We start from the raw sequence: 23,538 nt of genomic DNA on the forward strand, positions 1-23,538 counted from the left end.
GCGTTTTCGGGAAAACACCCCGGAAACGCCTTTTTTTTGCGATCTTACCTTGTGTTAATTATTGAGAATAAGCGGGTTACCTCTGCGCGTGGGTGGCATTAAAGAGAAATGGAGGACAACGCCATGAAAAGACTCCTTTCCTTCTGCAGCGCTATCTTTTTGTTCCTGGGGTTTCAGGCCTGTTCCTCAGAGCCTGCCGTCCAGTTTAAGAACCCACAGCCCCTCACGTCCCCAGAATTAACTGGGTTCCCGAAGGCAGTACAAGGCGAATACCACAACCCTCAGGATAGTGCCACGCTGCTGATCACTGCCACCACCGTCATCAGAAAGGTAAGGCTTCCGGTTCCGGTTTCTCTGCAGGAGTTGGAGAAAGACTCAGTGGCTTACCGATTAGAAAATAATACGTTTTACTCTCCAGATTCACCGGACGGGTTACCTGTTCTGCGCAGCACCCCTGATTCTATCTTTCTGCTGGCCACCTTGGCAGACACGCTCTTTGTGCAGGATGCCACGCACCGGCTTCGTAAGTGGAAAGGAGCTTATTTCCTGAACCAGCAACTGGCCCCTAACCGCTGGAAAGTTTTCTGCCTGAAACCTACCGGCCGGAAGGAAATCCAGTTGATGTATCTGAATGATTCTACAGACCTGGCCAAGCTGCAGGAACTTCTCCCGGTTCGCCGGCAGGAAAAGGAAATCTACCTGGCCAATCCCTCCCAAAAATCGCTTAGAAAGTTCCTGCGCCAGGGCGGCTTCCGGGACCGGGAAACGTTTACCAAGGTACCCTAAAGTAATCGGCAATAAGAAAGGACCCAATTTCTTGCTTGTGTTGAATGGCTAAAATTTACATCAATTCCGTTTTAGGCCCGTTTTTCTAAAAACAGGCCTAAAACAGCTTTACCAAAAGGCTAACTCAAAAGCTTTTCCTTACCTGCACTCCGCCATAGAAATTCCGCCCTGGAGCTGCCTGGAAGTACCGTCCGCCAAAGCCGTTCAGGTCATTGCCTAGGCTATAGTCTTCATCGGTAGCGTTGTCTATACCGCCGTATAGGTCCAGGTGCCAGGTGTCATGGAAGGTGCGCCTGAACCCGATGCGGGAACCTAGGATAAAGTAGTTTGGGGCATACACGGTGTTGGCGTCGTTGAGGGGAGTTTCTGCAGTGTAATTGGCGGTGGCGTTGAGGTAAAGGCCCAGCTTGCTTTCTACGTCTAGGCCGGCCACGGCTACGTGCGGGGCGGTGCCGGTGAGACGGTTACCCGAGAAGTCATTTTCGTTCTGGCGGTAGTCAAGAAACCGGAAGCGGTTATAGGTGTAGGTGCCCCATACTTTCACTAAGGGTAACGCTCCCTCTGGGTTCTGTACCAGGGCGTATCCCAGCGCTACCTCTACCCCCTGCTGCCGCGTGGCACCGGCATTGGCAAAAACCACTACCCCCGATGCCGTAGTGCGGCTTACAATAGTTTCTTTCAACTTAAAATGGAACCCTACCACATCAAAGGTAAAGCGTTGGTTCAAGAGACTTCCCCGTACCCCTGCCTCATAGTTCAAGCCGCGCTCTGGTTGCAAAGCAGTATTCAGGCTACCGTCAGAGGGCCGCACCTCGGCCTCAGTGGGCGGCGAGAAACCGGCACTCACGCTGGCGTGCGCAGACAAGGTAGGCGTGATTACTTTCACCAATCCTATGCGGGGCGAGAACTGGGTGTCAATGGTCCGGCGCTGCCGGTAGGCGTCTGGCCTGGTAGCGGCGTCTGAGACCCGGGTAATGTCATACCGTAGCCCGTTCAGGCTGGCGCCTAGAGTAAGTAGGAAATCTGCCGGCAAATCCAGTTCGGCCTGGCCGAAGACAAACCCTTCGTGCACGGTTACCTCATCATCATAGTTCAGCTTGCCGGGTGTGCCTTTGGCGTTCACGTACTGGCGGGCGTTCACAAACCGGCGCTGTCCTTCGGCCCCCAGGGAGAAACGGGCCGGCAGGTTGGCTAATTGGGTGCGGTTGGTAGTGCGGGTACGGGCACCGAAGCTTTGGTTCAGGTTCCGTTCATAATCGGTCACGAACGGATGGTTGAGGAAACTGAACACACCAAACACGGAGGTGGTATTGCTCCAGCGATCATTGAATTGGTACACATGCACCAGGCCCAGGTTCAGGCCTTCCACGTTAAGCGAGGCGTTCTGATCTTTGTTCAACTGCCGCGCCGCCCTTGGGTTGGCGTCAAATTGGGCTTGGGTGAGGGCGCCGGGCAATTCATAGAACAGGTCTGAGTACAAGGCATGAAAGGAAAGGATCTGCTTTGGGGAAGGGTAAAACTGCCCCGATAGCAGAAGCGTTTTCCGGTCCATGGCGCTTTGCTCGCGATAGCCATCCAGGGTCTGGCGGTCATAGCGCAACAGTAGGTTAGACTTCTCTGAGGCCAAACTGGCGGCCGCAAACCCGCGGCGCAGGCCATAAGAACCCACCAGGCCGCCGGCCATTATGCTGCTTTCCTGGGGCCGAGCCGTTTCCAGCAATACGGTGCCCCCAGTCCCGGCCCCGTACACGCTGCCCGCCGGACCTTTCAGCACTTCCACGTTACCAATGGTGCCGGCATCCAGCATGTTAAGGGGAATAGTGCCGTTGGCTTCTACCAGCGGAATCTCATTCAGGTATACTTTCACGTTACGCACGCCGTATGGTGCTCGAAGGCTGCTGCCCCTTATGGAGAGGCGGTAGCTGGCCGTGGCCCGTTCTTCCATGCGTACGCCGGGCAGGGTATTCAGCGCAGGCACCAGCGTAGTCTGCGGAAATCGTTCCAGGTCACGGGTAGTTAGAAGCCCAATGGCCCCGGCGGTTTTCTGGAGCGGACGGTTGGTTTCATAGCCGCGTACCACCACTTCTTGCAAAGCTACGGCCAACGGTTCCAGCAACACCAACAGCTCGCTTTTGCCCACGGGCGCGGCCAGCTTTTGCGCCCGGTGCGTAGTGGTGCGCTGTACTAGAATGGAGTCAAAGCGGGAAGCTAGCATAAGTTGGAAGGCCCCTGCCCCATCTGAAAGCGCCCTGGTCCCGGTTCTAGTATCTGTTACCACGGCTCCGTTTAGCGGCTGCTGCGAACGGGCATCCAGCACCCGGCCAGTCACGGTCACTTGCGCGAAGCTGGGCAGAAAAGTAAGCAGAAGCAGGAGGGTAAAAAGGTATTTCATAGGTGTGTTAGTCAAAGGAAGAAAGCCAAGCCTTTGCTTGAAGAACAATAGAGCAAGTCTGCTGCAAAGCTAGAAAAAACGAGGGTGGAGCCTTGCGGCCACTACCGCTGAAAACGGATTGAAGCCCTGATTGTTTTAGCCTTGCTACGCCATGCAGAAGACATAAAAAAAGTGTGGCTATTGCGTTGGCCAAACGCAGTCTTTTCCGCTAAAAAAGCCTGGCCAGCCAACGCCCTGGGTTACCCCAAAGAAACCTACTTCGCGTCGCTTATTTTCGTAAACCATTTATAATCAACACAAAACAAACAGAACCCATGATTCAGTTATTGCTTTCGGCGGCCGCCGAAGCTCAAGCCTTGGGGGCACCAACCAAAAGGCCATAACTTAGTATAATGGAAGCCCGGCTTTTTTCTTTGCACTAAAAGCAAAGACGGCTACCAAACCTTGTTTTACCCTTAAGAAGCGAATAACATGAAAGTAGAGATATGGTCAGATGTGGTTTGTCCCTTTTGTTATATAGGCAAACGCAGATTTGAGAAGGCGTTGGAAGGTTTCCAGGGCAAAGAAGACGTAGAGGTGGTGTGGAGAAGTTTCCAGCTTGACCCAGACCTGAAACCGGTACCGGGCCAAACTTTGCATGACTACCTGGGCAAGCGCAAAGGCACCACCACCGCCGAAGGCAAAAAAATGAACGATTACATGACCGGGGTGGCCAAGGAAGTAGGCCTGACTTATGACCTGGACCATGCCATCATTAACAACACCTTTCAGGCCCACCGGCTGCTGCACCACGCCAAAAAACACGGGCTTCAGGATGCCATGAAAGAAAGGCTGTTTGCGGCCTATTACACCCAGGGCAAAGACGTGGGCGACCTTGACACGCTGGTGCAACTAGGCGAAGAAGTAGGCCTGGACGGGGCCGGCATACGCGAGGCGCTGCAATCTGAGGCCTATGCCCAGGAGGTACGCCAAGACATGCAGGAGGCTCAGCAAATTGGCGTACAAGGCGTGCCGTTCTTTGTGTTCAACAGTAAGTACGCGGTTTCTGGGGCCCAACCTTCAGAGCTGTTCCAGGAGGTGCTGGAGAAAGTGTCTGCTGAAGAGAAAGCCGGCGCTTAACCTGCATAACTATTTTTTATTTCCGTTTTGGGCCAGTTTTCCTAAAAACAGGCCCAAAACGGATTTTTTGTCATTGAAAGATTCTGCCCTGGCTGGCAACTTCCATAGCAGGGTTCTTCCGGCAGACGCTTATCTTGCGGGTTCTGGCCCTGGCTTCACTTCCAAAGGCCGGTTACAGAGTTCCCGCAGATATGACCTTAGGCACCACCGTAGCAGCAGAACGAAAACGGAGAGGAATCTCCCAGGAGGAATTAGCCGATCTGGCCCAGGTAAGCCTGCGCACCATCCAGCGGATTGAACGGGAGGAAAGCGTGCCCCGTGGGTTTACCCTCAAGGCCATCGCGCAGGCCTTGGGTCAGTCTGTAGAGGACTTTTCAGCGCTTCCAGCTGCCTCAGAAAACTCTCAGATATCGGTTCCTGCGCCTGCCCAGACTCCTTCTCCACCCAGTTCCTCTTTGCCGGCTAGCGCCTATCTGCAACAGTTGAACCTATCGGCTTTCTCTTTTCTGTTGTTCCCGTACCTAGGGTTTCTGGTGCCACTTTGGCTCCGCAAAAAACAGAAGGCGGCCCAGGTAGATCACCCGGCCGGGGCCCGCATCATCAATTTCCAACTCATGTGGTGCATAGGCCTGCACCTGACCTTGCTGGGGGCGTTGCTGGTGCAGTTGGCGGCGGCGCATTACTTCAGGCTCCGGTTTCCTTTCTTGGTGGTGGGCTGCTTTTTTATGCTGTATCTGGTCAATATTTTCACCTTGGTGCGGGCATCTCTACAGCTCCGGCGGAGCAACACCCAGGTATATCAGAAATGGGGCAATCTTTTCCTTCACTAATGTTTCCCACTCATTATGAATCGGTTATCACAAAGACATAACACCGTTATGCCGTCTCTGGCATAGAAATGACGGCTGAATGGCGTAAGAACGGCGGGGCGCACCGGTGTTTTCTTCCCTAGCATTGTGAACTCAAAAAACACACTGCTATGAAACTTTTAAAACGCATTCTTCTCTCTTTTCTGTTACTACTGGTAGTAAGCGCTGCGGGCGGGTACGCCTATTTCAAAAACAAATTTGAGGCGGCGCCCAGCCAGTTGCGGTTGGCCTCTCAACCCCTTACTGTTCCCTTTCTCTGGAAAAGTAATGGCTCAGAGCTGCACGCGTTCCAATTAGTTCCGGTCACGCTCAAGGGCTGCCCCAAAACCTTTTACCTGCAGTTTGACACCGGCTCGCCCTATACCATTTTCTACCAGGCCAAGCTGGAGAGCATCCAAAAGAAGTACGGCCACGCCACCGTTCCCCGCCTGGGCAACGGGCAGGTCTTAAAGGACTTCTCTTTCCAGGTAGGGTCCCTGCCGGTAACGGCTTCTCAGGTACCTGTAAAGGCAATAGGCGATGGGGTGATCAACTGGACAGATAATACCGGCATAGAGGTCATTGGCACTTTAGGTACTGATTTCATTCAGGACAAGGTGCTGGTGCTGGACTATAAAAAGAACCTGTTCTCTGTGTATGACCAACTCCCGACCAACCTGGCCCAAGGTACCCAACTCCTGGACTTCCAGTTCAACAGCCGCCGCATCCTGCTCCCTGGCCAGATCAACGGCGAAGAAACGGCGCTCATGTTTGATTCCGGTTCCAGCGCCTATGAACTTCTCACAGATAAAAGCACCTGGCAGGAAATGCAGCACCCAAACAGCCAGGTTGACACCGCCCATGTGAACTCCTGGGGGAAAACACTCACAGCCTACACCACTATCACCACCGCAGAAGCCCGGTTCGGGCAGGTGCGGCTACCCCTCCGCAAAGCCACCTACCTGGAAGGCATGCCCCTGGTGAACCGACTGCTCACGACCTTCTCCGGTTTAGGCGGTATGACCGGCAACAAGCTTTTTCTGGGCCACACCCTTGTGCTGGATACCAAACACCAGAAGTTTGCGGTGCTGCCTTAGGCCTTGCTGGTAAATGCCCGCTGCCCTGCCCTGCCTACCTGGTGAGCGTCTTGCTGTTTTAGGCCTGTTTTTCGAAAAACAGGCCTAAAACAGCAGAGGAATTTTATCTTTGCTTACCACCATTCCTGGTACCGGGTGGCTTTTCACACACGTATGGCACAACCTATAAAACCTGTCTTTCTGGCCCTCCTTTTCATTTGCCTGTGGGCACCCGCGTATTCCCAGAAAAATGGAGTAGAAGAAGCTCAGCCCGCTGGCGGCGTGAGCACCCTGGCGCTGGAATAATTCAAAATACGGTTCACCCGGGAGCAGAAAAAACTGGTGCAAGAAAAAGACCTGGAGTTTCTGTATTCTATTGCGGCCGATGGCACCCCCAAACTGGAGAAGATAGAAGGCATTACAGACCCTACCATTTTGGATAGCCTCACCCGGGTATCAGGCCGGCTGCCTGCCTTCAAGCCTAGAAAAGTCAACGGCGTAGCTGAAAGCGGCCTTTACATGATGACCATCCGGTTTCCTTCTCCTTTGGCGGTAGGCCTGCCCGGGGTTCAGGAGTACACCCAAACGGCTTATGAAGACTTTGATCACATTCACCGGTCTGGCCAGCGGTATGATATTATCTTTGGGTTGGTGGGCAATTCCTTTTTAGGGAAGGCCGGTAACCACCTAGGCTTGGGTGGCGGCATGAAGATGGAAATACTGTACGCTGGCAAAAAAGGGGTGGGCGGAGGCATGCTCATGAGCTTCTATGGCAACGGGCTAAAACAAGACTTCCCAATTGCCTCTGACCGTAAGCAAAATGCCGCCCCGCCTACCCTACTAATGGGGCTGGCGGCAAACAAGATGCTGGTCAAAAAGGAAAGACGTGAGTTCCTGGTGCAGTTGGAGCTTAATTATGTGATTCAAAACATTACGGCCAGGGAAAACGAGCAAGATGAGGACTGGACGCAGTTTTACGGGTTCAGCCCGGGCCTGGTGGCGCATTACGCCTTACAACTAGGCCAACCCAAAGCCTATTATTACTACGGCACTCCTTCCCTTTACCACCACTACCTTAACTTTCATGTGGCCCTGCGGCCAATGTTCATGAACCACCGAAATGCGTCTGGCACCATGGTCGAAGCAGGCGTTTCTTACCGCTTGGGCGTACATCTGGTAGACGAGTACCGGTTAAAATAATTCTCCACGAATCCCTATACAACTAAAAACGCCACTGCCCTTCCTGAAAACGAAGGGCAGTGGCGTTTAAGAGAACCGGTGTTTAGAAAGGCGGGCTTCTATTTCAAAGCCAGCGTCCCCCCTACCGTCTTCTTGCTTTTCTTGGATTGGGCATCGGGTTGGCCGCCACCAATGCTAATCTGCACGGTCCCGGGCACATGCTTGGTGGTACCGTCGTTGGCAATGAGGGCCAGGTCCTGCGGACGAAGCTCAAAGTCCACTACCTTGCTTTCGCCGCGCTTCAGGGTGATGCGTTCAAAGCCTTTCAGGGCCCGTACCGGCGTTCTAAAGCCGTCTTGTTGGCGCGTTACGTACAGCTGCACCACTTCCTCACCGTCCAGTTTACCGGTATTGGTCACGCGCACGCTTACCCGCACCTTGCTGTTGGGCTTGGCCTGGTTAGGGATATCCAGTTTGTCATAGGCAAAGGTGGTGTAGCTAAGGCCGTGCCCAAAGCCGTACAGCGGCTGCCCTTTGAAGTAGCGGTAGGTGCGGTTCTCCATGGAGTAATCCCCGAAGCCTGGCAGGTCCTTATCACTTTTGTAAAAGGTGATGGGCAGGCGACCGGCAGGGTTGTAGTCGCCAAATAAAACATCAGCAATGGCGGTGCCCGCCGATTGGCCAGCATACCAGGCGTTCACAATGGCCGGCACGTTCTCGGACTCCCACGGAATGGCAATGGCGCTGCCGGTCATCATCACAAACACCACCGGTTTACCAGTGCCTTTGAGTACTTTCATCACCTCGGTCTGCACCTGGGGCAGCAAGATAGAGGTACGGTCGCCGCCGTTGAAACCGGGTTCGTTCACCTTCATTTCCTCGCCTTCCAGCTGCGGCGAAATACCACCCACAAAGATGATGGCGTCAGCGTCTTTCACGCGGTTAGCCAAGGCTTTGAAATCTGTTTTGGCGAAGTTACCGGCTCTCAGGTTCACAGACGCCTTACCCTCAGCCTGCACATATTCCAGCACGATGCGGTATTTCTGGCCTTGTTTTGTGTTCAACTTGAAGTTGCGCGCGCCCCAGCGGTTGCGTTCCCAGGCATTCAGTTGTTCCTTTCCATCCACGGAGATCCGGTAGCCGTCATCACCTTCCACTTCCAGCATAATGGAGCCGGTGGTGGCAGCGGTAAAATCTGTGGTGTAGCGCGCCGAGAAATTGTAGGCTTTCATGTTGCCCACTACGGTTTCGCCTTCCTGCCAGAAATGGTTAATCTCAGGTTCCTGCCGAACGGTTACCGGCTCGCCTTTCAGTTCTTTGTTGTTGAAGTACTCGGCCTTCACGCCGGGCTTGCCGTCAAAGCTCAATTGCGGCGCAATGTTGGTGTAGACCAGCAGGGTGTCTTTTGTGAAGGTAGAGGCGCGCTCATACACCACCTGGGTACCGGGCCCCACTTTGTCTTTGATACCCTGCAGAGCAGTCACAATGGCCGAGGGCGTACCGTTGTAGTTGCCCAGCACGGCAATGGGGTTATCGGCGTTGGGGCCTACCACGGCAATCTTCTTCAGGTTCTTTTTGAGAGGCAGCGTGTTCTTGTCATTCTTGAGCAGCACCATAGACTGGCGGGCCATCTTGAGCGAGTGGGCCTTATGCGGCGCGCTCTCCAGCACATCGGTCTTGGTTTGGGCGTATTTCACCATGGCCACGGGGTCAAACATGCCCAGCTTAAACCTGATGGTGAACAACCGCTTCACCGACACGTCAATCATGCGCTCGGTGATCTTGCCGTCTTTCACGGCCTGCACCAGGGCTTTGTAGGCGTCGGTGCCGCAGTCAATATCGGTGCCGTGCATGACAGCATCGGCAGAGGCCGAGGCGGCGTCTGGGTGGGTCTTGTGGTTCTTGAAAAAGTCGTCAATGGCCCAGCAGTCGGAGGTCACGTAGCCGGTGAACTGCCACTGGTTGCGCAGGATGTCATTCATGAGTTCATCGCTTCCGCAGCAGGGCTGGCCCTTGTAGGCGTTGTAAGCGCACATTACACCCGCCACTTTGGCGTTCACTACCAGTTCCTCAAAAGCGGGCAGGTAGGTATCCCAGAGGTCATAAGGTGTGGCGGTGGCATTGAATACGTGCCGCTCGGGCTCAGGGCCGGAGTGCACGGCGTAGTGCTTGGCGCAGGCCGCCGCTTTCAGGTACTTGGGATCATCACCTTGCAGACCACGCACAAACGCCCGGCCCAGCATGGCGGTCAGGAACGGATCCTCGCCGTAAGTTTCCTGACCCCGGCCCCAGCGCGGGTCTCTGAAGATATTGATGTTGGGGGTCCAGTAGGTCAAGCCCACGTAGCGCTGTCCCCTTTTCCCGTCGGCAATGGCTTTGTTGTAGATGGCCCTTCCTTCCAGGGCAGAGAAATCTGCCATCTGTTGCAAAGAAGTGGTGTCAAAAGTGGCAGCCATGCCAATGGCCTGCGGGTACACGGTGACCTTATAAGGGGTACGGGCCACGCCGTGTAGCACCTCGTTCCACCAGTCATAGCTGGGAATGCCCAATCGGTCAATGGCCGGGGCGGCGTTCAGCATCTGGGCCACTTTCTCTTCCAGGGTGAGCCGTGACACCAGATCATTCACGCGAGCCTCTATAGTGAGCGACGGATCTTGAAACGGGTAGGCGTATTTCTCTTCTTTGATTACCGTAAACGCGGCTATGCCAACGATGGCACAAAAGGTGAAAAAGAGGTAGATTTTTTTCATACGTCGGGAAAGTTGGTGCTTGGGTCTCTAAAAGTGGGCATAAACTATTACTTCTCAAAGAAGTGGCCCCAGAGATTCCATTGAAACAATTATTCTACAGCCAATGGCAGCATTTGCGCCGGGTAGCGTTTTGGGCCTATTTTTCTGAAAACAGGCCCAAAACGCTACCCGGCTTTCCCTTACTCTCGGTTGTTTATGTACAGGATTGCGTCTCTTTTCAGGAATAATGATAAATCTCCTTGACAATCTGGCTATTATCCCTTAAATCTGCTCAATCTAATATTGTGATATCACCTTAACCTTATTCCCTTGAAAGTAGCTGTACTAAAAGAAACCAAAGTCCCGGAGCGGCGGGTGGCGCTGACACCGGATGTGGTAAAGACTCTCACCAAGGCTGGCTTTAAATGCGGCATTGAAACCGGGGCCGGCGAGGCCACTGGGTTTTATGATGCTGCCTATGAGCAGGCCGGCGGCATTATCTTCCTGGACAAAGCCGCTATGTTAGCTGACGCCGATGTGCTGCTGAAGGTGAACGCCCCTACCCTGGAAGAAGTCATGCAGCTGCGCGAGGGCAGTGCGGTTATCTCTTTTCTGTACGCTTACACCGTGCCCGAACTGGTTGACGCGCTGGTGCAACGCAACATCTCCGCGTTCGCCATGGATGCCGTGCCGCGTATTTCCAGAGCCCAGAAAATGGACGCGCTTAGCTCTCAGGCTAACCTGGCGGGTTATAAATCTGTGCTTTTGGGTGCCAATGCCCTGGGCAAGATCTTCCCGCTCATGATGACCGCCGCCGGCACCATTACGCCTGCCCGGGTTCTCATTTTCGGGGCTGGGGTTGCCGGGTTGCAGGCCGTGGCCACCGCCAAACGCCTGGGCGCCGTGGTAGAGGTCACCGATGTGCGCCCGGAGACCAAGGAACAAGTAGAATCTCTGGGCGGCAGGTTTCTGGAGGTGCAGGCTGAAGGTGTACAAACCGAAGGCGGTTACGCCAAGGAAGTCTCTGCCGAATACCTGCAGAAACAGAAAGAACTTATCTCAAAACATATTGCCGAGGCCGATATTGTTATTACCACTGCCTTGGTGATTGGCAAGAAAGCTCCGCTCTTGGTCACTGAGGAAATGGTGGAAAGCATGCGCCCGGGGTCGGTGATTGTGGACATGGCCGTGGAATCTGGCGGCAACTGCGCCCTGAGTGAGTTCAACCAGACGGTTGTCAAGCACGGGGTCACCATCATCGGGGAAGCCAACCTGCCCGCCATGGTCTCTGTGAACGCCAGCGAACTCTACGCCAAGAACATTAGCACGCTGCTTTTGCACCTGGCAGACAAAGACGGCTTTAAGTGGGAACTGGAGGAAGAGGTAACCAAGGGTTCCCTCATCACGCACCAAGGCGCGCTGGTGCACCAGTTTACGCGGGATATTCTGGCCAAGACGGTGTAATACTGTAGGGGCAATCCCTTGTGGTTGCCCTTTGCGTTTAGCCACCGTTTAGGGCAACCACAAGGGATTGCCCCTACTTCAGGAAAGCTTGTCTGGTAAGTGTGCATCATCCCCCTACCCCCTTCAAAGGGGGACGAGGTAGAAGGCAGAAGTATTCACAAGAGGCCTTCCTGAACAATCAACAATTAACAACTAACAATCAATAACCAACCATAAAACTATGAGCGCAGAAGCTTTGATTGTCCTCCTCTACGTGCTGGTATTGGCCAGCTTTGTGGGGTTTGAGCTGATTTCTAAGGTGCCGCCTACGCTGCACACGCCCTTAATGTCGGGGTCTAACGCTATTTCAGGCATTACCATTGTGGGGGCCATTCTGGCGGGAGGCCACCCAGATTCCAGCGTGAGCAAATGGTTGGGGATAGCGGCGCTGTTCCTGGCTACGCTTAACGTGGTGGGCGGCTATGTGGTCACGGACCGCATGCTGAGAATGTTTAAGAAAAAGAAATAACCCATTGGCTATGAATCTAGATCTACCTATTCAAATTGCTTACCTGGTGGCCTCGGTGCTCTTTATCATTGGCATTAAGATGCTGGGTAAAACCAGCACCGCCCGTAATGGAAACACGCTATCGGCGGTAGCCATGTTACTTGCTGTGGCGGCCACACTGCTTCACCGGGATGTGCTGAGTTACACCGAAATCTTTGTGACCATTCTGCTGGCCTCGGCGGTGGGCTGGGTGGTGGCGCAACGCGTGGAGATGACCTCCATGCCCGAAATGGTGGCCTTGTTCAACGGGTTTGGCGGGGCATCCAGCGTACTGGTGGCTGCCTCTGAGTACTGGCGCATGGCCCATGAGGCCAGCATCACCATGCCCATGGTGGTAGGTATCACGGTGGTTATCTCTATCATCATTGGGACGGTCACGTTCACAGGTTCTATGGTAGCGTTTGGCAAGCTCAAGGGTCTGATCAATGGGCGGGCAATTACGTTTACAGGTCAGCACGCGCTCAATGCGTTTTTGTTTCTGGCCTCATTGGCGTTTAGCGTGCTGGTGGTCATAGACCCCAACACCGAGGTTTGGATGATGGCCGTGATGGCCCTGGCCTTGCTGCTGGGCGTGCTTACGGTCATCCCCATCGGGGGGGCCGATATGCCAGTGGTGATCTCGCTGCTCAACTCGTACTCCGGGATTGCGGCCTGCGCCACGGGATTTGTGTTGAACAACCAAGTACTCATCATTACCGGCGCGCTGGTAGGTGCCTCTGGTATCATTCTTACCCAGATCATGTGCAAGGCCATGAACCGGTCGCTGGTGAACGTGCTGCTGGGCGGCTTCGGGCAGACGGCAGGTAAGTCTACCTCTGCCGGCGGCGAAGACATTGTGGTGAAAGAAGTGGGCGTGGAAGAGACCGCTATGCTGTTTGACTCTGCCAGCAGCGTGATTATTGTGCCGGGCTATGGCATGGCCGTGGCGCAGGCCCAACACGTGGTACGTGAACTCACCGATCTATTGGAGAAGCGCGGCACTACCGTCAAGTTTGCCATTCACCCGGTGGCGGGCCGGATGCCGGGTCACATGAACGTGCTCTTAGCCGAAGCCAACATCCCGTATGACAAGCTCATTGAAATGGACCACATCAACGACGAGTTTGCCAACACGGATATTGCCCTTATAATTGGCGCCAACGATGTGGTGAACCCCGCAGCCCGCTCCAACCCCGGCAGCCCCATCTACGGCATGCCCATCCTCAACGCCGACAAGGCCCGCACCGTCATTGTCTGCAAACGCGGTATGGCGGCCGGCTACGCGGGTATTGAGAACGAACTTTTCGGGTACCCCAACTGCCTCATGCTCTTCGGGGATGCCAAAGCCACTATGACCAAGGTAGTGAGCGAGCTGAAGGAAATGGCCATGGCGTAAGAATTAGGAATTGAGAATTAGGAATGGGACAGGAATGGCATAAAGCTGTTTGGAGCCCGCTTTTGGCAAAAGAGCTCCAAAGCGTTGCTTTGGGGCTCTTTTGTTTTTATAACCACTCCCGCAGAGAAAATTTACTTCCCCAACATTTCACCGTCGTGCCAAGACCTTGTATCTTTCGAATGGAAAGCAATACCCTTTCCTGTACCATATACCCACGTTTCCCCTTAACCTGCGTGCAGACCCAAAGCCTTACAAAGCAGCTTTTAGCTAATTACCTGAAGTATTTCATTTTAGCCGCCTTACTGTATTTCCCCCTTTTCGGTTATTTAGAAAGATTCCCTATTCGTATCTGGGATGAAGCCCGCCAAGCTATTAATGCCTATGAAATGCATGTTAACGGTAATTACCTAGTCACGTATTTTGAAGGCCAACCTGACATGTGGAACACCAAGCCGCCCCTGCTCATTTGGTTGCAGGTAGGGTTTATGAAACTATTGGGGGTAAATGAACTGGCGGTTCGACTGCCCTCTGCCCTGTCCGCGCTGCTTACCTGCGGGTTGTTGCTACTCTTCTCTGAACGCTACCTTAAAAGCTTCTGGTTTGGGTTTATAGCAGTGCTGGTTCTCATCACTTCTACCGGGTATGTGCATTTACACGCATCCAGAACCGGAGACTATGATGCTCTGCTCACCCTGTTCACCACCAGTAGCGGTCTCTCCTTCTTCGCTTTCTGCGAATCCCGCCGCCCCAGGTTTCTATATGCTTTTTTTGCGGCCACAGCCTTGGCGGTGCTCACCAAAAGCGTGACCGGTTTACTTTTCCTGCCTGCTCTTGTGCTTTACAGTATTCTTCAGAAACAGTTTTTGCCACTGCTCACCAACAAACATTTTTACTTGGGGCTGGCGGCCTGCCTAGGAACGGTACTGACGTATTATCTGCTCCGTGAAGCCTACAACCCCGGGTTTCTGAAAGCTGTGTATGAAAATGAACTGGGTGGCAGGTTTGGGGAAGCCAAAGAAAACCACAAAGAGTACTTCTGGTTTTACTATAATAATTTTATCCATTTAAGAATGCAGGCCTGGTACTTGCTGGCACCATGTGGGTTTGCGGTGGGCCTTATGCTCAAGAATGGCAGAGTAAACCGGCTTACCCTGTTTTCCTCCTTGGTGGTGATTACGTTTTTCCTGATTATTTCTGCCGCTGAGACCAAGCTGGAATGGTATGATGTGCCCATGTACCCGTACCTGGCGCTGCTCACGGCGGTGCTTATTTACTACGTGTTTAACTTCCTGAAAACACTGGAATGGCCTAATGCTACCCTCAAATACAATGTGGCTCCGTTCGTCTTTTTGTTTGTGGTGCTAACCTTCCCTTACCAGAAAGTGCTGGACAGAACCTACCGCCCCGAAGAAACGCCTTGGGACAAAGAGTTCTACGAAATGGGGTACTATCTGCGCAATGCGTCTAAAGGCCACCACGCGGTAGACGGTAGATTTTTGGCGTATGAGGGGTACAATGCCCAGAACCAGTTTTACCTCAACATCTTAAAAGACAAAGGCACCCTGTTGGCCCTGAAGGATTGGAAAAGCCTTAACCCCGGCGAAGTAATCATTGCCACACAACCCCATATAAAAACTTATATTACAGATACTTACCAACACCAGATAGTAGAAGAAGTGGGTAATGTAGTGAGCTATAGAATACATGGAAGAAAGCAATAATACCCCAGTTGCCCTTTCTGTGGTAATTCCTATCTACAATGAGGAACAGAACCTCCCTGAGCTGTATGTCCGCTTAACCCGCACGGTGGCGGCCCTCACCCCATGGTATGAACTCATCTTTGTCAATGACGGCAGCAAAGACAATTCCCTGCTGGAGATCCTGCGGCTAAGCACCACAGATGACCATGTTTTCTTCCTTAATTTCTCACGGAATTTCGGGCATCAGATTGCTGTCACGGCAGGCCTGGATGCCAGCCGCGGCGAGGCTGTAGTTATTATTGACGGAGATTTACAGGACCCGCCTGAGCTCATTACCCAGCTCTACCAAAAGCACCAGGAGGGTTATGAGGTAGCCTATGCCAAACGCATGGAACGCAAGGGCGAGAGCACCTTCAAGAAATACACCGCCAAAGTTTTCTACCGCCTCTTAAAGAGCATTACCGCCATTGACATCCCATTGGATACTGGCGACTACAGGCTCATTGACAGAAAAGTGGTTAATTACCTCAAACTGATGCCCGAGCAGAATAAATTCCTGCGTGGCCAGATTGCCTGGCTAGGCTTTAGGCAAATACAAGTAGAGTTTAATCGTGATGGTCGCAAATATGGTAAAACTGGTTACTCCTTCTCTAAGATGGTGCATTTTGCCATGGATGGCATTACCAGCTTTTCAGACAAGCCTCTGCAGCTGGTCACTAAGCTTGGGTTCTTCATTTCACTTTTCTCCTTTGTGGTAATTCTGTACGCCATTTACTCACACTATTTCCTGCATCGTACTATTACCGGCTGGACCTCCCTCATCATTAGTTCCATGTTCATTGGTGGGGTGCAGCTTCTCTCTATTGGTATAATTGGTGAATACCTCAGCCGAATTAACAAGAACGTGCTGAACCGCCCCCTCTACATTATAGAAAACTCTAACTTAAATAAAGAGGCTAAAGTGAATGCAGATAGCGTTTGAGCCCATTACAGGCTTATCTCCTGTTTTAAGGCCATTATCCTGAAAACAGCCTTAAAACAGAACCTGGCAGTTGGCGCTTCTCATAATTTCATGCATCTTACCAGCCAATTTCAAGGTCCTTTGGCATCAGATAGCAAAACCAATAAATAGGGCCAATCCTGTAAAAAACACCCATGATTCTAGATTCCCTACAACACGCATCGCGGTATTACTCCCTGCACCCGCTGTTCCAACAGGCGTTTGCCTTTCTACAAGAAGCAGATATCCAGAACTTACACACCGGCAAAATAGAACTGGCCGGCGAAGACCTGTTTGCCATGATCTCAGACGGCCCGGGCGTGGCCAAGACCGACGCCAAAATGGAGGCCCACCAACGCTACATTGACATCCAATATGTTGTCAAAGGGGTGGACCACATGGGCTGGCAAGATCTCTCTACCTGCGGCACTTCCATTGAACCGTATTCCGCGGAGCGTGATGTTTATTTCTTTGATGTGCGGCCCACCAGTTGGTTTGACGTGCCAGCTGGCTTTTTTACTATCTTCTTCCCCAATGATGTGCACGCACCTCTGGCTACTGAGGAAGTGGTGCGAAAGGTGGTGTTGAAGATTGCGGTGAAAAAGTAAAAGGCGATTAAATTCTTAGCTTGCAACCCATACCAAAATCAGTACCCAAACTCTATGAAATCAAAACTGGCAGCGTATCTCTTGTGGTTCTTTCTGGGCTGGTTGTCCCTGCACCGGTTCTACTTGGGCAAGGTGGGCTCTGGCCTTCTATATCTGTTTACGGGACAGTTGCTGGGCATTGGCTGGCTGGTAGACGCGTTTCTGTTGAGTGGCATGGTAGACAACTACAACAACAAATTAGAAATACAGGATCTGCGCCGCGAGGTACGTAGCCAGCAGCACCGCCGGTAACAGAATATTTTCCCAGCAGGTACAATTCCCGTTTTAAGCCTGTTTTTCGAAAAAGAGCCCGGAAACGCTTGTTCCCGGGCTCTTCTGTTTTTTCGCTAACCAGATCCTACTGCACCAGCAACCGCTGCTTTAACTTCCCGTTAGGCGAGGTCAGTTCTACAATGTACAGGCCGGCGGGCATGCCGTTGGTAGTGATGAGCGCCTCCAACTGCCCGTCTACCTGGTAGGGGACCTGAGTGAGCACGCGCATGGAGAAGTAATCAAACACCCGCAGCACCGCTTCGCCTTTGCCCAGGTTATTGGCCCTCACCGTAAAATTGACGGAGGCCGGGTTGGGGTACAACAACACAAAAGGTTTGCTGTCTGGCTCCAGCTGCCGGCTGCTCTGGCGCACGTCTTGTGCTGGAGTCTTTGCCAGGGAGTCTGCTGCTACCTTAGCCATGGCCTGTTCGGGTTCTTCCTGCGCGGGTACTTCCACTGGGGTATAGGTGAAGGTTTTTGTCCGGAAACCGTTGCTGACGTATTTGGTGGGGTAGCCCAGCTCATTGTATTCATAGACCCGGTCTTCCATAATGCGGCCCCGGTATCTTTTGCGGGTCATGTTGGTAAGGCCGCCGTTTTCCAGGTCAAACTGGTACCAGCGTTCCACAAACATGTTCTGGATAGGGTTGGGTTTGTTGTCATGGTAGTACTCATACACAATAGGCTCCTCCAAGACTTTGTAATTGCTGGCCAGAATGGTGGCTTTGTTAATGTTGTTGCTCTTGTCAAGGATGTAGTGAATCTCAGAGTACTTTTCCAGGGCGCTCATTTTCCCGGTAGGCAGCGGTGTGCTTTTGTTCAGCAGGAAGTGTACCTGCTTGCCTTTCCCGCTCGGGTTTTCCGTTTCGGTGAGCAGCGTTTCCTCGCACAGCACCCACTGGCCTTTGTAGATCACTTCCTGCGTGATTCTCGCCAGCGTGCCTTTCTGGTCATAGAAGCAAAGGTACTTACTGATTTTCCCTATTTTAGAAAGCAGCTTGCCATTGGCATCATAGGCATACACCATTTTATCGGAAGACTTCAGTTGGCCACCGTTTCTGTATTCGCCCAAGTGGGTAAGCAACCGGCCCTTCTGGTCATAGGTAAAGGTATGGTCATACTGAATTTTATTGAACGTGTCTCTAATGTGCGTAAGACGCTGCACCACGTTGGTTTCGCCTGCGGGAACGGGTCCAGTCTGCCAACCCATGCACAGCGCCATCAGCAGCACGGCACAGAACATTCTTAATATTTCTTTCATGTGATTCAATGGGAGAGATAGAATTTGTCTGGTTTTGAAGGATGAAATAGGCTATAAGTTTTTTTTCTGGCATACAGGCATTACCTGTGGTTTCTAAGCGCAAAGGAAGATGTAACCCCAAGCTACAATAATTTTGAGGGGAAAGCTAGCCTGCTCCTCCCGTCACCGGAAAACTCCCTGCCCACCCTGAAATACATCTTTATTACCTGTCATGCGGTCAAAATAAACCAGCACAAAATCAATGCAGTCTGTTACATTTGGAATTCACCTGTACTAACCCTGGCACTTTTTCCATGACCTTGCGCAAAGAACTGTTCTCTCTCATCTGGGCCGCCGTGAAAGGCCAGGAACAAGACTACACGCGCCTTAGCCTCAAGACTTCTATTGTGCTGCTGGCCACCCCCATGATTCTGGAGATGCTCATGGAGTCTTTGTTTGCGGTGGTTGACATTTTCCTGGTAGGTCGGCTGGGCCCGTATGCCCTGGCTACGGTGGGCCTCACGGAATCTATTCTCATGATTGTGTATTCGGTGGGTATGGGCTTGAGCATGGCGGGCACAGCCATGGTGGCCCGGCGGTTTGGCGAGAAGAACTACACCCAAGCCGGCACCACCACGTTTCAGATATTGGTAACCGGGGCTATTCTGGCGCTGCTGGCCAGTTCCATCACCTTTTACTTTGCCCCAGAGATCCTGCAACTCATGGGCGCCGACCAACAGGTTATTGCCAGGGGAATAGGCTACACACGCATCATCTTCGGGAGTAATGTGATTATCATTCTGCTGTTTTTGATCAACGGAGCCTTTAGGGGCGCGGGGCAGCCGCATTTGCCCATGCGGGCGCTCTGGCTGGCCAACGGCATTAACATTGTGCTGGCGCCAATCCTCATTTTCGGGTGGGGCCCTGTGCCGGGCTTCGGGTTAGAAGGCGCCGCCTGGGCCACTACTATAGGCCGAAGCACGGGCGTCATCTACCAGCTCTACCACTTGCTCAACGGCAAACACCACCTCAAGATAGTGCGGGAGAATCTGGTGGTCAGTTACGCGGTCATCCAGAAAATTCTAAAGGTATCAGTGGGTGGGATGGGCCAGTTCCTGATAGACTCGGCTAGCTGGATTTTCCTGACCCGCATCATTGCTGAGTTCGGGAGTAACGCGCTGGCGGGTTATACCATCTCGTTTAGGGTGATCATGTTCACGCTGCTTCCGGCCTGGGGCCTGTCTTCGGCGGCGGCTACGCTGGTGGGACAAAACCTGGGCGCCCATAAACCACGGCGGGCCGAGCTCTCGGTGCTACTAACCGCTCGCTACAACATGGTTTTCCTGGGCACAGTCACGGTGATCTTCTTCTTTTTTGGGGAGCACCTTGCAAGGCTTTTCAGCCACGAACCTGAAGTCATTGCCGTTGCCTCTGAAGGGTTGCGCATCATCACGCTGGGCTATATCTTCTTTGGACTAGGCATGGTCATGGTGCAGGCCTTTAACGGCGCCGGTGACACCAGAACACCCGCCTTCATCAACATCTTTGTGCTGTGGCTCCTGGAGATACCCATGGCTTACTTGCTGGCCGTGTACTGGGGCCTGGGCGTGACCGGTATTTTCGTGACCATTGCCTGCTGCCACTCCTTCCATTCAGTGGTAAGTTGGTGGCTGTTCAGGAAAGGCCGCTGGAAAACGGTCAACATCTAGAAAAAGCTGACAGCGTTTTAAGCCTATTTTTCAAAAAACGGCCTCAAAACAGGTAGTCCCTTTTTCAACCGCAGCGGTTAGGCTAGCTTGCGTTTACTTTCACCCATTTTTAACCGTTCTACACCACAGGTTCATGAACACTGCCAAAATCTCTGCCTACGGTATCCTGCTTATTCTCTCTTGCATGGTGGGCTTTCATGCGCTTATTGTCACAGGGGTGATTCCTTTCAACATGGTTTGGGGCGGAAGGCTGCAAACCCGGGAGCAGATGCTGGGGTTTGAAGCCTTTTCCATAGCCTTAAATGTGGGTATGGTGTGGGCCGTGGGCATGTATGCCGGCCTGTTCAAGCGCAGGGTCAACCCGTTCTTTTTAAAGGGCGTGCTTTGGGCCATGGCGGCGCTTTTCCTGTTAAACACGCTGGGCAATCTGGCGTCTACCAACCACCTGGAGAAACTGATCTTTACGCCGGTAACTCTGCTACTGGCGGTGTTTAGCCTGCGCCTGGCCCTTGCACCGGCTTCTGCCTTTTCGGCCCACCGGGCCTAACGCATGCCAACGCCTCCTTCTATTTCATTTCCTGGTCCATTGGCGGGCTTGTCTTACCTTTAGTAGAACCCGTATTTCCGTTTTAAACCTGTTTTTTGAAAAACAGGCTTAAAACGGAAATACGGGCAGGAGTAGCCGGTGTGGGCTATCACCCATTATCCACGAAACCGGGGTACAGGGTCATGCCGCCGTCTACGTAAATGGTGGTGCCCGTGATGTAGTCGGCTTCCTCAGAGGCCAGCCACACGGCTACCTTGGCAATGTCTTCGGGCTGGCCAATGCGCTGGTACGGAATAAGGGTGAGCAGTTCTTTGGCTTTTTCCTTGTCTTTCCAGACCTCATCATTGATATCAGTGGCAATGGCGCCCGGCGAGATGCCGTTCACACGTATTTTCTTGGGGGCTACCTCCAGCGCCAATGATTTCATGAGCATGAGAATACCGCCTTTGGAAGACGCATAGTTCACGTGCCCGGCCCAGGGGATAATGTCATGCACCGAGCTCATGAAAATGATGTTGCCTTTGGCTTTGTCATCAGGGCCGGCCGGGCCTTTCTTCTCAAAAACCCTGATGGCTTCGCGGGCGCATAGAAAGTAGCCGGTAAGGTTGGTGGTCAGCACCTTGTTCCATTCTTCCAGGGTCATGGTCACAAACGAACTGTCTTTCTGGATCCCGGCATTGTTGATGAGCACATCTACCGTTCCAAAGGCATCTTCGGCGGCCTTAAACATGGCTTTCACGTCTTCTTCCTTGCCTACATCGGCTTTGAAAATAATACCCTTACCCCCGGCTTTCTCAATTTCCGCCAGTGTTTGCTGGGCATCTTCTTCGCCATTGTAGTAATTGACCACCACATTGGCTCCCTGCCGCCCGAAGGCAATGGCTACTCCCTGCCCAATTCCTGAGCTGGCGCCAGTTACTATAACCGTCTGTCTTGCTGTTTTTGCGGGCATATCGTTTTCCAGATTAGTGATTATTGACCGCCTTGTTACGGCTGTCGTTTAGTTGTTTATTGAGGTTGTAGGCGGCACTAATGAGGCCCATGTGTGTGAAGGCCTGCGGAAAATTGCCTAAATGTTCGCCCTGAAAACCCAGCTGCTCTGCGTACAGGCCCAGATGGTTGGCGTAGCCCAGCATTTTCTCAAAATAGAACCGCGCCTTTTCTAACTGCCCAGACCGTGACAGGCATTCTACATACCAGAACGAGCACATAGAAAACGTGCCTTCATGGCTTACAAACCCATCTGGCGCGGCGGCGTCTTGCCGGTAGCGGTACACCAGGGAGTCTGATACCAGTTCTTTTTCAATGCGGGCCAGGGTGGACAGCCAACGGGGGTCTTTGGGACTGATGAACCTGACCAGCGGCATAAGCAAAGTAGACGCATCTACCGTTTGGGCACCGGGGTATTGCATAAACGCCTGTTGTTCCTCGTTCCAGTAGTCACTGAAAATGCTGTTGAAGATCTTATCCCGCTCTTCGCGCCAGCGGTCATTCAAGGGGAAAGACCGGGACTCACTTATCTTAATGGCCCTGTCAAACGCCACCCAGCACAGCAGCCTGGAATACAGGAAATTCTGCCGGCCGCCGCGCACTTCCCAAATGCCTTCATCGGGCTGGTTCCAGTTGTCCAGCAGCCAGTTCATCTGTTTCTCCAGGTCTTTCCAGAAGTCATAGGAAATGGGCTCGCCGTACTTGTCACAGAGGTAGACGGCGTCTAGCAGCTCGCCGTAAATATCCAGTTGCAGCTGCGCGTAGGCGTCATTGCCAATCCGGACGGGGGCTGACTGTTTGTAGCCTTCAAAATGCGGTAGTTCCTTTTCCTCCAGCTGCCGGTGCCCGTCTATGGAATACATGATCCCCAGGCGGTTCTGGCCTTTAATGTCCTGGCACAGCCGTTCTACCCAGTTCATAAACCCCCGTGCCTCTTTGGTATAGCCTAACCTGATAAGGGCGTACATAGAAAAAGAGGCGTCCCTGATCCAGGTGAAGCGGTAATCAAAGTTGCGCCCGCCACCCACACTTTCGGGTAGGCTGAACGTGGGAGCAGCCACCATAGAACCATACTTATGCGAAGTAAGTAGTTTCAGGACCAGCGCTGATCGGTTCACCATGTCTCTCCAGCGGCCGGTGTAGGTAGATTGACCAATCCAGTTCTTCCAGTAGTTCACCGTCGCAAACAGGCTTTCGGTCACAAACTTCTCAAAGTCCTGCACCCCAGAATGGTCTTTCTCAATGTGCTCCAGCAGAAAATCGGCGGTTTGGGTTGGGCCCAGGGTAAATTCAGCCACCACGTCTGTGCCGCTCACCTGCAGGGGCACCGAACTCACCAGGCGCAGCACGGTAGAATTAGCGGAGCAGGCAAAAATCACCTCTGTCTCAGAGACCTGCTTTATGGTGTGCGGGCTCATGCCGTAGTTGAACCGTGGCTGGCATTTAAGGTGATAGGTTACCTCTCCCCTAATGGTAGTGACCCGCCGTATCAGCTCCTTGCCGTTGTAGAGCTCTTCTACGGGCATAAAATCCGTGATTTCGGCCACGCCCTCCGGCGAAAGAAAACGGGTGAGCAACACATTGGTGTCTGGCAGGTACAGCTGCTTGGTATTGCATTTCTGAAACACCGGGTGCAACTGAAAGCTTCCGCCCTTATCGGCGTCCAGCAAGGCGGCAAAGATGCTGGGCGAGTCAAAATTGGGGAAGCACATGAAATCAATGGCCCCGTTCAGGCCAATGAGCGCCACCGTGTTCAGGTCTCCTATTATTCCGTAATTCTCAATGGGTTGATACCTCATCTAGTGCTTCGTAAGCTGCCCCTTTGGGCAGAAAATCTTTGCGATGGCTATCCAACCGCCAACCAACTACCCCATAAGCTCCTCTACCCGCAAATTCTTATTTGATACTGTCAGAGCT

The 23,538-nt window shown here is 52.8% G+C and carries 20 protein-coding genes; 15 read left to right on the forward strand and 5 right to left on the reverse strand.

Features of this window, described 5'->3' with window-relative positions; all coding sequences use genetic code 11:
• Positions 1-123 precede the first annotated feature (123 nt).
• Positions 124-786 carry a hypothetical protein gene (locus ACYVJQ_RS00520; protein WP_460891108.1) on the forward strand — a complete coding sequence of 221 codons (663 nt, stop codon included), beginning with the start codon at positions 124-126 and terminating at the stop codon, positions 784-786.
• 124 nt (positions 787-910) lie between these two features.
• Here the strand turns inward: ACYVJQ_RS00520 and ACYVJQ_RS00525 are convergent, their stop codons facing one another.
• Positions 911-3,178: a TonB-dependent receptor domain-containing protein gene (locus ACYVJQ_RS00525; protein ID WP_460891109.1), complete on the reverse strand. Its 2,268-nt coding sequence runs from the start codon at positions 3,176-3,178 to the stop codon at positions 911-913.
• Between the two features lie 471 nt (positions 3,179-3,649).
• On the opposite strand from ACYVJQ_RS00525, the gene ACYVJQ_RS00530 reads away from it, so the two are divergent.
• From ACYVJQ_RS00530 to ACYVJQ_RS00550, 5 genes are all read left to right on the forward strand, one after another.
• Positions 3,650-4,297 (forward strand): DsbA family oxidoreductase, encoded by a 648-nt coding sequence (locus ACYVJQ_RS00530; protein ID WP_460891110.1) that lies wholly within the window; start codon positions 3,650-3,652, stop codon positions 4,295-4,297.
• A gap of 191 nt (positions 4,298-4,488) precedes the next feature.
• The gene (locus ACYVJQ_RS00535; protein WP_460891111.1) at positions 4,489-5,127 is read left to right on the forward strand and encodes a helix-turn-helix domain-containing protein; all 639 of its coding nucleotides are present in this window, start codon (positions 4,489-4,491) and stop codon (positions 5,125-5,127) included.
• 149 nt (positions 5,128-5,276) lie between these two features.
• Positions 5,277-6,242 carry a hypothetical protein gene (locus tag ACYVJQ_RS00540; protein ID WP_460891112.1) on the forward strand — a complete coding sequence of 322 codons (966 nt, stop codon included), beginning with the start codon at positions 5,277-5,279 and terminating at the stop codon, positions 6,240-6,242.
• 153 nt (positions 6,243-6,395) lie between these two features.
• Entirely contained in the window at positions 6,396-6,527 is a 132-nt protein-coding gene (locus ACYVJQ_RS00545) for a hypothetical protein (protein ID WP_460891113.1), read from the forward strand.
• Between the two features lie 36 nt (positions 6,528-6,563).
• Positions 6,564-7,421, forward strand: coding sequence for a hypothetical protein (locus ACYVJQ_RS00550; RefSeq protein WP_460891114.1), 858 nt, complete (start codon positions 6,564-6,566; stop codon positions 7,419-7,421).
• A gap of 98 nt (positions 7,422-7,519) precedes the next feature.
• On the opposite strand, the gene ACYVJQ_RS00555 is transcribed toward ACYVJQ_RS00550, so the two are convergent.
• Positions 7,520-10,150, reverse strand: a complete 2,631-nt coding sequence (locus ACYVJQ_RS00555) for a glycoside hydrolase family 3 C-terminal domain-containing protein (protein WP_460891115.1) — start codon at positions 10,148-10,150, stop codon at positions 7,520-7,522.
• A gap of 309 nt (positions 10,151-10,459) precedes the next feature.
• Between ACYVJQ_RS00555 and ACYVJQ_RS00560 the strand changes: the two genes are divergently transcribed.
• From ACYVJQ_RS00560 to ACYVJQ_RS00590, 7 genes are all read left to right on the forward strand, one after another.
• Positions 10,460-11,593 carry a Re/Si-specific NAD(P)(+) transhydrogenase subunit alpha gene (locus tag ACYVJQ_RS00560; protein ID WP_460891116.1) on the forward strand — a complete coding sequence of 378 codons (1,134 nt, stop codon included), beginning with the start codon at positions 10,460-10,462 and terminating at the stop codon, positions 11,591-11,593.
• 220 nt (positions 11,594-11,813) lie between these two features.
• Positions 11,814-12,101 carry an NAD(P) transhydrogenase subunit alpha part 2 gene (locus ACYVJQ_RS00565; protein WP_460891117.1) on the forward strand — a complete coding sequence of 96 codons (288 nt, stop codon included), beginning with the start codon at positions 11,814-11,816 and terminating at the stop codon, positions 12,099-12,101.
• 10 nt (positions 12,102-12,111) lie between these two features.
• Positions 12,112-13,515, forward strand: a complete 1,404-nt coding sequence (locus tag ACYVJQ_RS00570; RefSeq protein WP_460891118.1) for an NAD(P)(+) transhydrogenase (Re/Si-specific) subunit beta — start codon at positions 12,112-12,114, stop codon at positions 13,513-13,515.
• A 179-nt stretch (positions 13,516-13,694) separates the two neighbouring features.
• Entirely contained in the window at positions 13,695-15,236 is a 1,542-nt protein-coding gene (locus tag ACYVJQ_RS00575) for an ArnT family glycosyltransferase (protein ID WP_460891119.1), read from the forward strand.
• Positions 15,220-16,197 carry a glycosyltransferase family 2 protein gene (locus ACYVJQ_RS00580; protein WP_460891120.1) on the forward strand — a complete coding sequence of 326 codons (978 nt, stop codon included), beginning with the start codon at positions 15,220-15,222 and terminating at the stop codon, positions 16,195-16,197. The genes ACYVJQ_RS00575 and ACYVJQ_RS00580 overlap by 17 nt, the downstream gene beginning before the upstream one ends.
• 173 nt (positions 16,198-16,370) lie before the next feature.
• Entirely contained in the window at positions 16,371-16,823 is a 453-nt protein-coding gene (locus tag ACYVJQ_RS00585) for a NanQ anomerase/TabA/YiaL family protein (RefSeq protein ID WP_460891121.1), read from the forward strand.
• Positions 16,824-16,877: 54 nt separating this feature from the next.
• Positions 16,878-17,114, forward strand: a complete 237-nt coding sequence (locus ACYVJQ_RS00590) for a TM2 domain-containing protein (protein WP_460891122.1) — start codon at positions 16,878-16,880, stop codon at positions 17,112-17,114.
• Between the two features lie 106 nt (positions 17,115-17,220).
• Here the strand turns inward: ACYVJQ_RS00590 and ACYVJQ_RS00595 are convergent, their stop codons facing one another.
• Entirely contained in the window at positions 17,221-18,396 is a 1,176-nt protein-coding gene (locus ACYVJQ_RS00595) for a T9SS type A sorting domain-containing protein (RefSeq protein ID WP_460891123.1), read from the reverse strand.
• Between the two features lie 293 nt (positions 18,397-18,689).
• On the opposite strand from ACYVJQ_RS00595, the gene ACYVJQ_RS00600 reads away from it, so the two are divergent.
• On the forward strand, positions 18,690-20,084 hold the full coding sequence (locus ACYVJQ_RS00600; RefSeq protein ID WP_460891124.1) for an MATE family efflux transporter: 1,395 nt from the start codon (positions 18,690-18,692) through the stop codon (positions 20,082-20,084).
• A gap of 133 nt (positions 20,085-20,217) precedes the next feature.
• A complete protein-coding gene (locus ACYVJQ_RS00605) occupies positions 20,218-20,631 on the forward strand; it encodes a hypothetical protein (RefSeq protein WP_460891125.1) in 414 nt (137 codons plus the stop codon).
• Between the two features lie 148 nt (positions 20,632-20,779).
• On the opposite strand, the gene ACYVJQ_RS00610 is transcribed toward ACYVJQ_RS00605, so the two are convergent.
• Together ACYVJQ_RS00610 and ACYVJQ_RS00615 are read right to left on the reverse strand one after the other, a co-directional pair.
• Positions 20,780-21,583, reverse strand: coding sequence for an SDR family oxidoreductase (locus ACYVJQ_RS00610; protein ID WP_460891126.1), 804 nt, complete (start codon positions 21,581-21,583; stop codon positions 20,780-20,782).
• Positions 21,584-21,596: 13 nt separating this feature from the next.
• Positions 21,597-23,420, reverse strand: coding sequence for a glycoside hydrolase family 15 protein (locus ACYVJQ_RS00615; RefSeq protein ID WP_460891127.1), 1,824 nt, complete (start codon positions 23,418-23,420; stop codon positions 21,597-21,599).
• Positions 23,421-23,538: the final 118 nt, after the last annotated feature.

This window comes from Rufibacter soli (assembly GCF_054781795.1).

Bases quoted from the DNA above. Each gene is read 5' to 3' on its own strand.
- ACYVJQ_RS00520 (WP_460891108.1), top strand. From the start codon at position 124: ATGAAAAGACTCCTTTCCTTCTGCAGCGCTATCTTTTTGTTCCTGGGG.
- ACYVJQ_RS00525 (WP_460891109.1), bottom strand. From the start codon at position 3,178: ATGAAATACCTTTTTACCCTCCTGCTTCTGCTTACTTTTCTGCCCAGC.
- ACYVJQ_RS00530 (WP_460891110.1), top strand. From the start codon at position 3,650: ATGAAAGTAGAGATATGGTCAGATGTGGTTTGTCCCTTTTGTTATATA.
- ACYVJQ_RS00535 (WP_460891111.1), top strand. From the start codon at position 4,489: ATGACCTTAGGCACCACCGTAGCAGCAGAACGAAAACGGAGAGGAATC.
- ACYVJQ_RS00540 (WP_460891112.1), top strand. From the start codon at position 5,277: ATGAAACTTTTAAAACGCATTCTTCTCTCTTTTCTGTTACTACTGGTA.
- ACYVJQ_RS00545 (WP_460891113.1), top strand. From the start codon at position 6,396: ATGGCACAACCTATAAAACCTGTCTTTCTGGCCCTCCTTTTCATTTGC.
- ACYVJQ_RS00555 (WP_460891115.1), bottom strand. From the start codon at position 10,150: ATGAAAAAAATCTACCTCTTTTTCACCTTTTGTGCCATCGTTGGCATA.
- ACYVJQ_RS00565 (WP_460891117.1), top strand. From the start codon at position 11,814: ATGAGCGCAGAAGCTTTGATTGTCCTCCTCTACGTGCTGGTATTGGCC.
- ACYVJQ_RS00570 (WP_460891118.1), top strand. From the start codon at position 12,112: ATGAATCTAGATCTACCTATTCAAATTGCTTACCTGGTGGCCTCGGTG.
- ACYVJQ_RS00575 (WP_460891119.1), top strand. From the start codon at position 13,695: ATGGAAAGCAATACCCTTTCCTGTACCATATACCCACGTTTCCCCTTA.
- ACYVJQ_RS00580 (WP_460891120.1), top strand. From the start codon at position 15,220: ATGGAAGAAAGCAATAATACCCCAGTTGCCCTTTCTGTGGTAATTCCT.
- ACYVJQ_RS00585 (WP_460891121.1), top strand. From the start codon at position 16,371: ATGATTCTAGATTCCCTACAACACGCATCGCGGTATTACTCCCTGCAC.
- ACYVJQ_RS00590 (WP_460891122.1), top strand. From the start codon at position 16,878: ATGAAATCAAAACTGGCAGCGTATCTCTTGTGGTTCTTTCTGGGCTGG.
- ACYVJQ_RS00595 (WP_460891123.1), bottom strand. From the start codon at position 18,396: ATGAAAGAAATATTAAGAATGTTCTGTGCCGTGCTGCTGATGGCGCTG.
- ACYVJQ_RS00600 (WP_460891124.1), top strand. From the start codon at position 18,690: ATGACCTTGCGCAAAGAACTGTTCTCTCTCATCTGGGCCGCCGTGAAA.
- ACYVJQ_RS00605 (WP_460891125.1), top strand. From the start codon at position 20,218: ATGAACACTGCCAAAATCTCTGCCTACGGTATCCTGCTTATTCTCTCT.
- ACYVJQ_RS00610 (WP_460891126.1), bottom strand. From the start codon at position 21,583: ATGCCCGCAAAAACAGCAAGACAGACGGTTATAGTAACTGGCGCCAGC.
- ACYVJQ_RS00615 (WP_460891127.1), bottom strand. From the start codon at position 23,420: ATGAGGTATCAACCCATTGAGAATTACGGAATAATAGGAGACCTGAAC.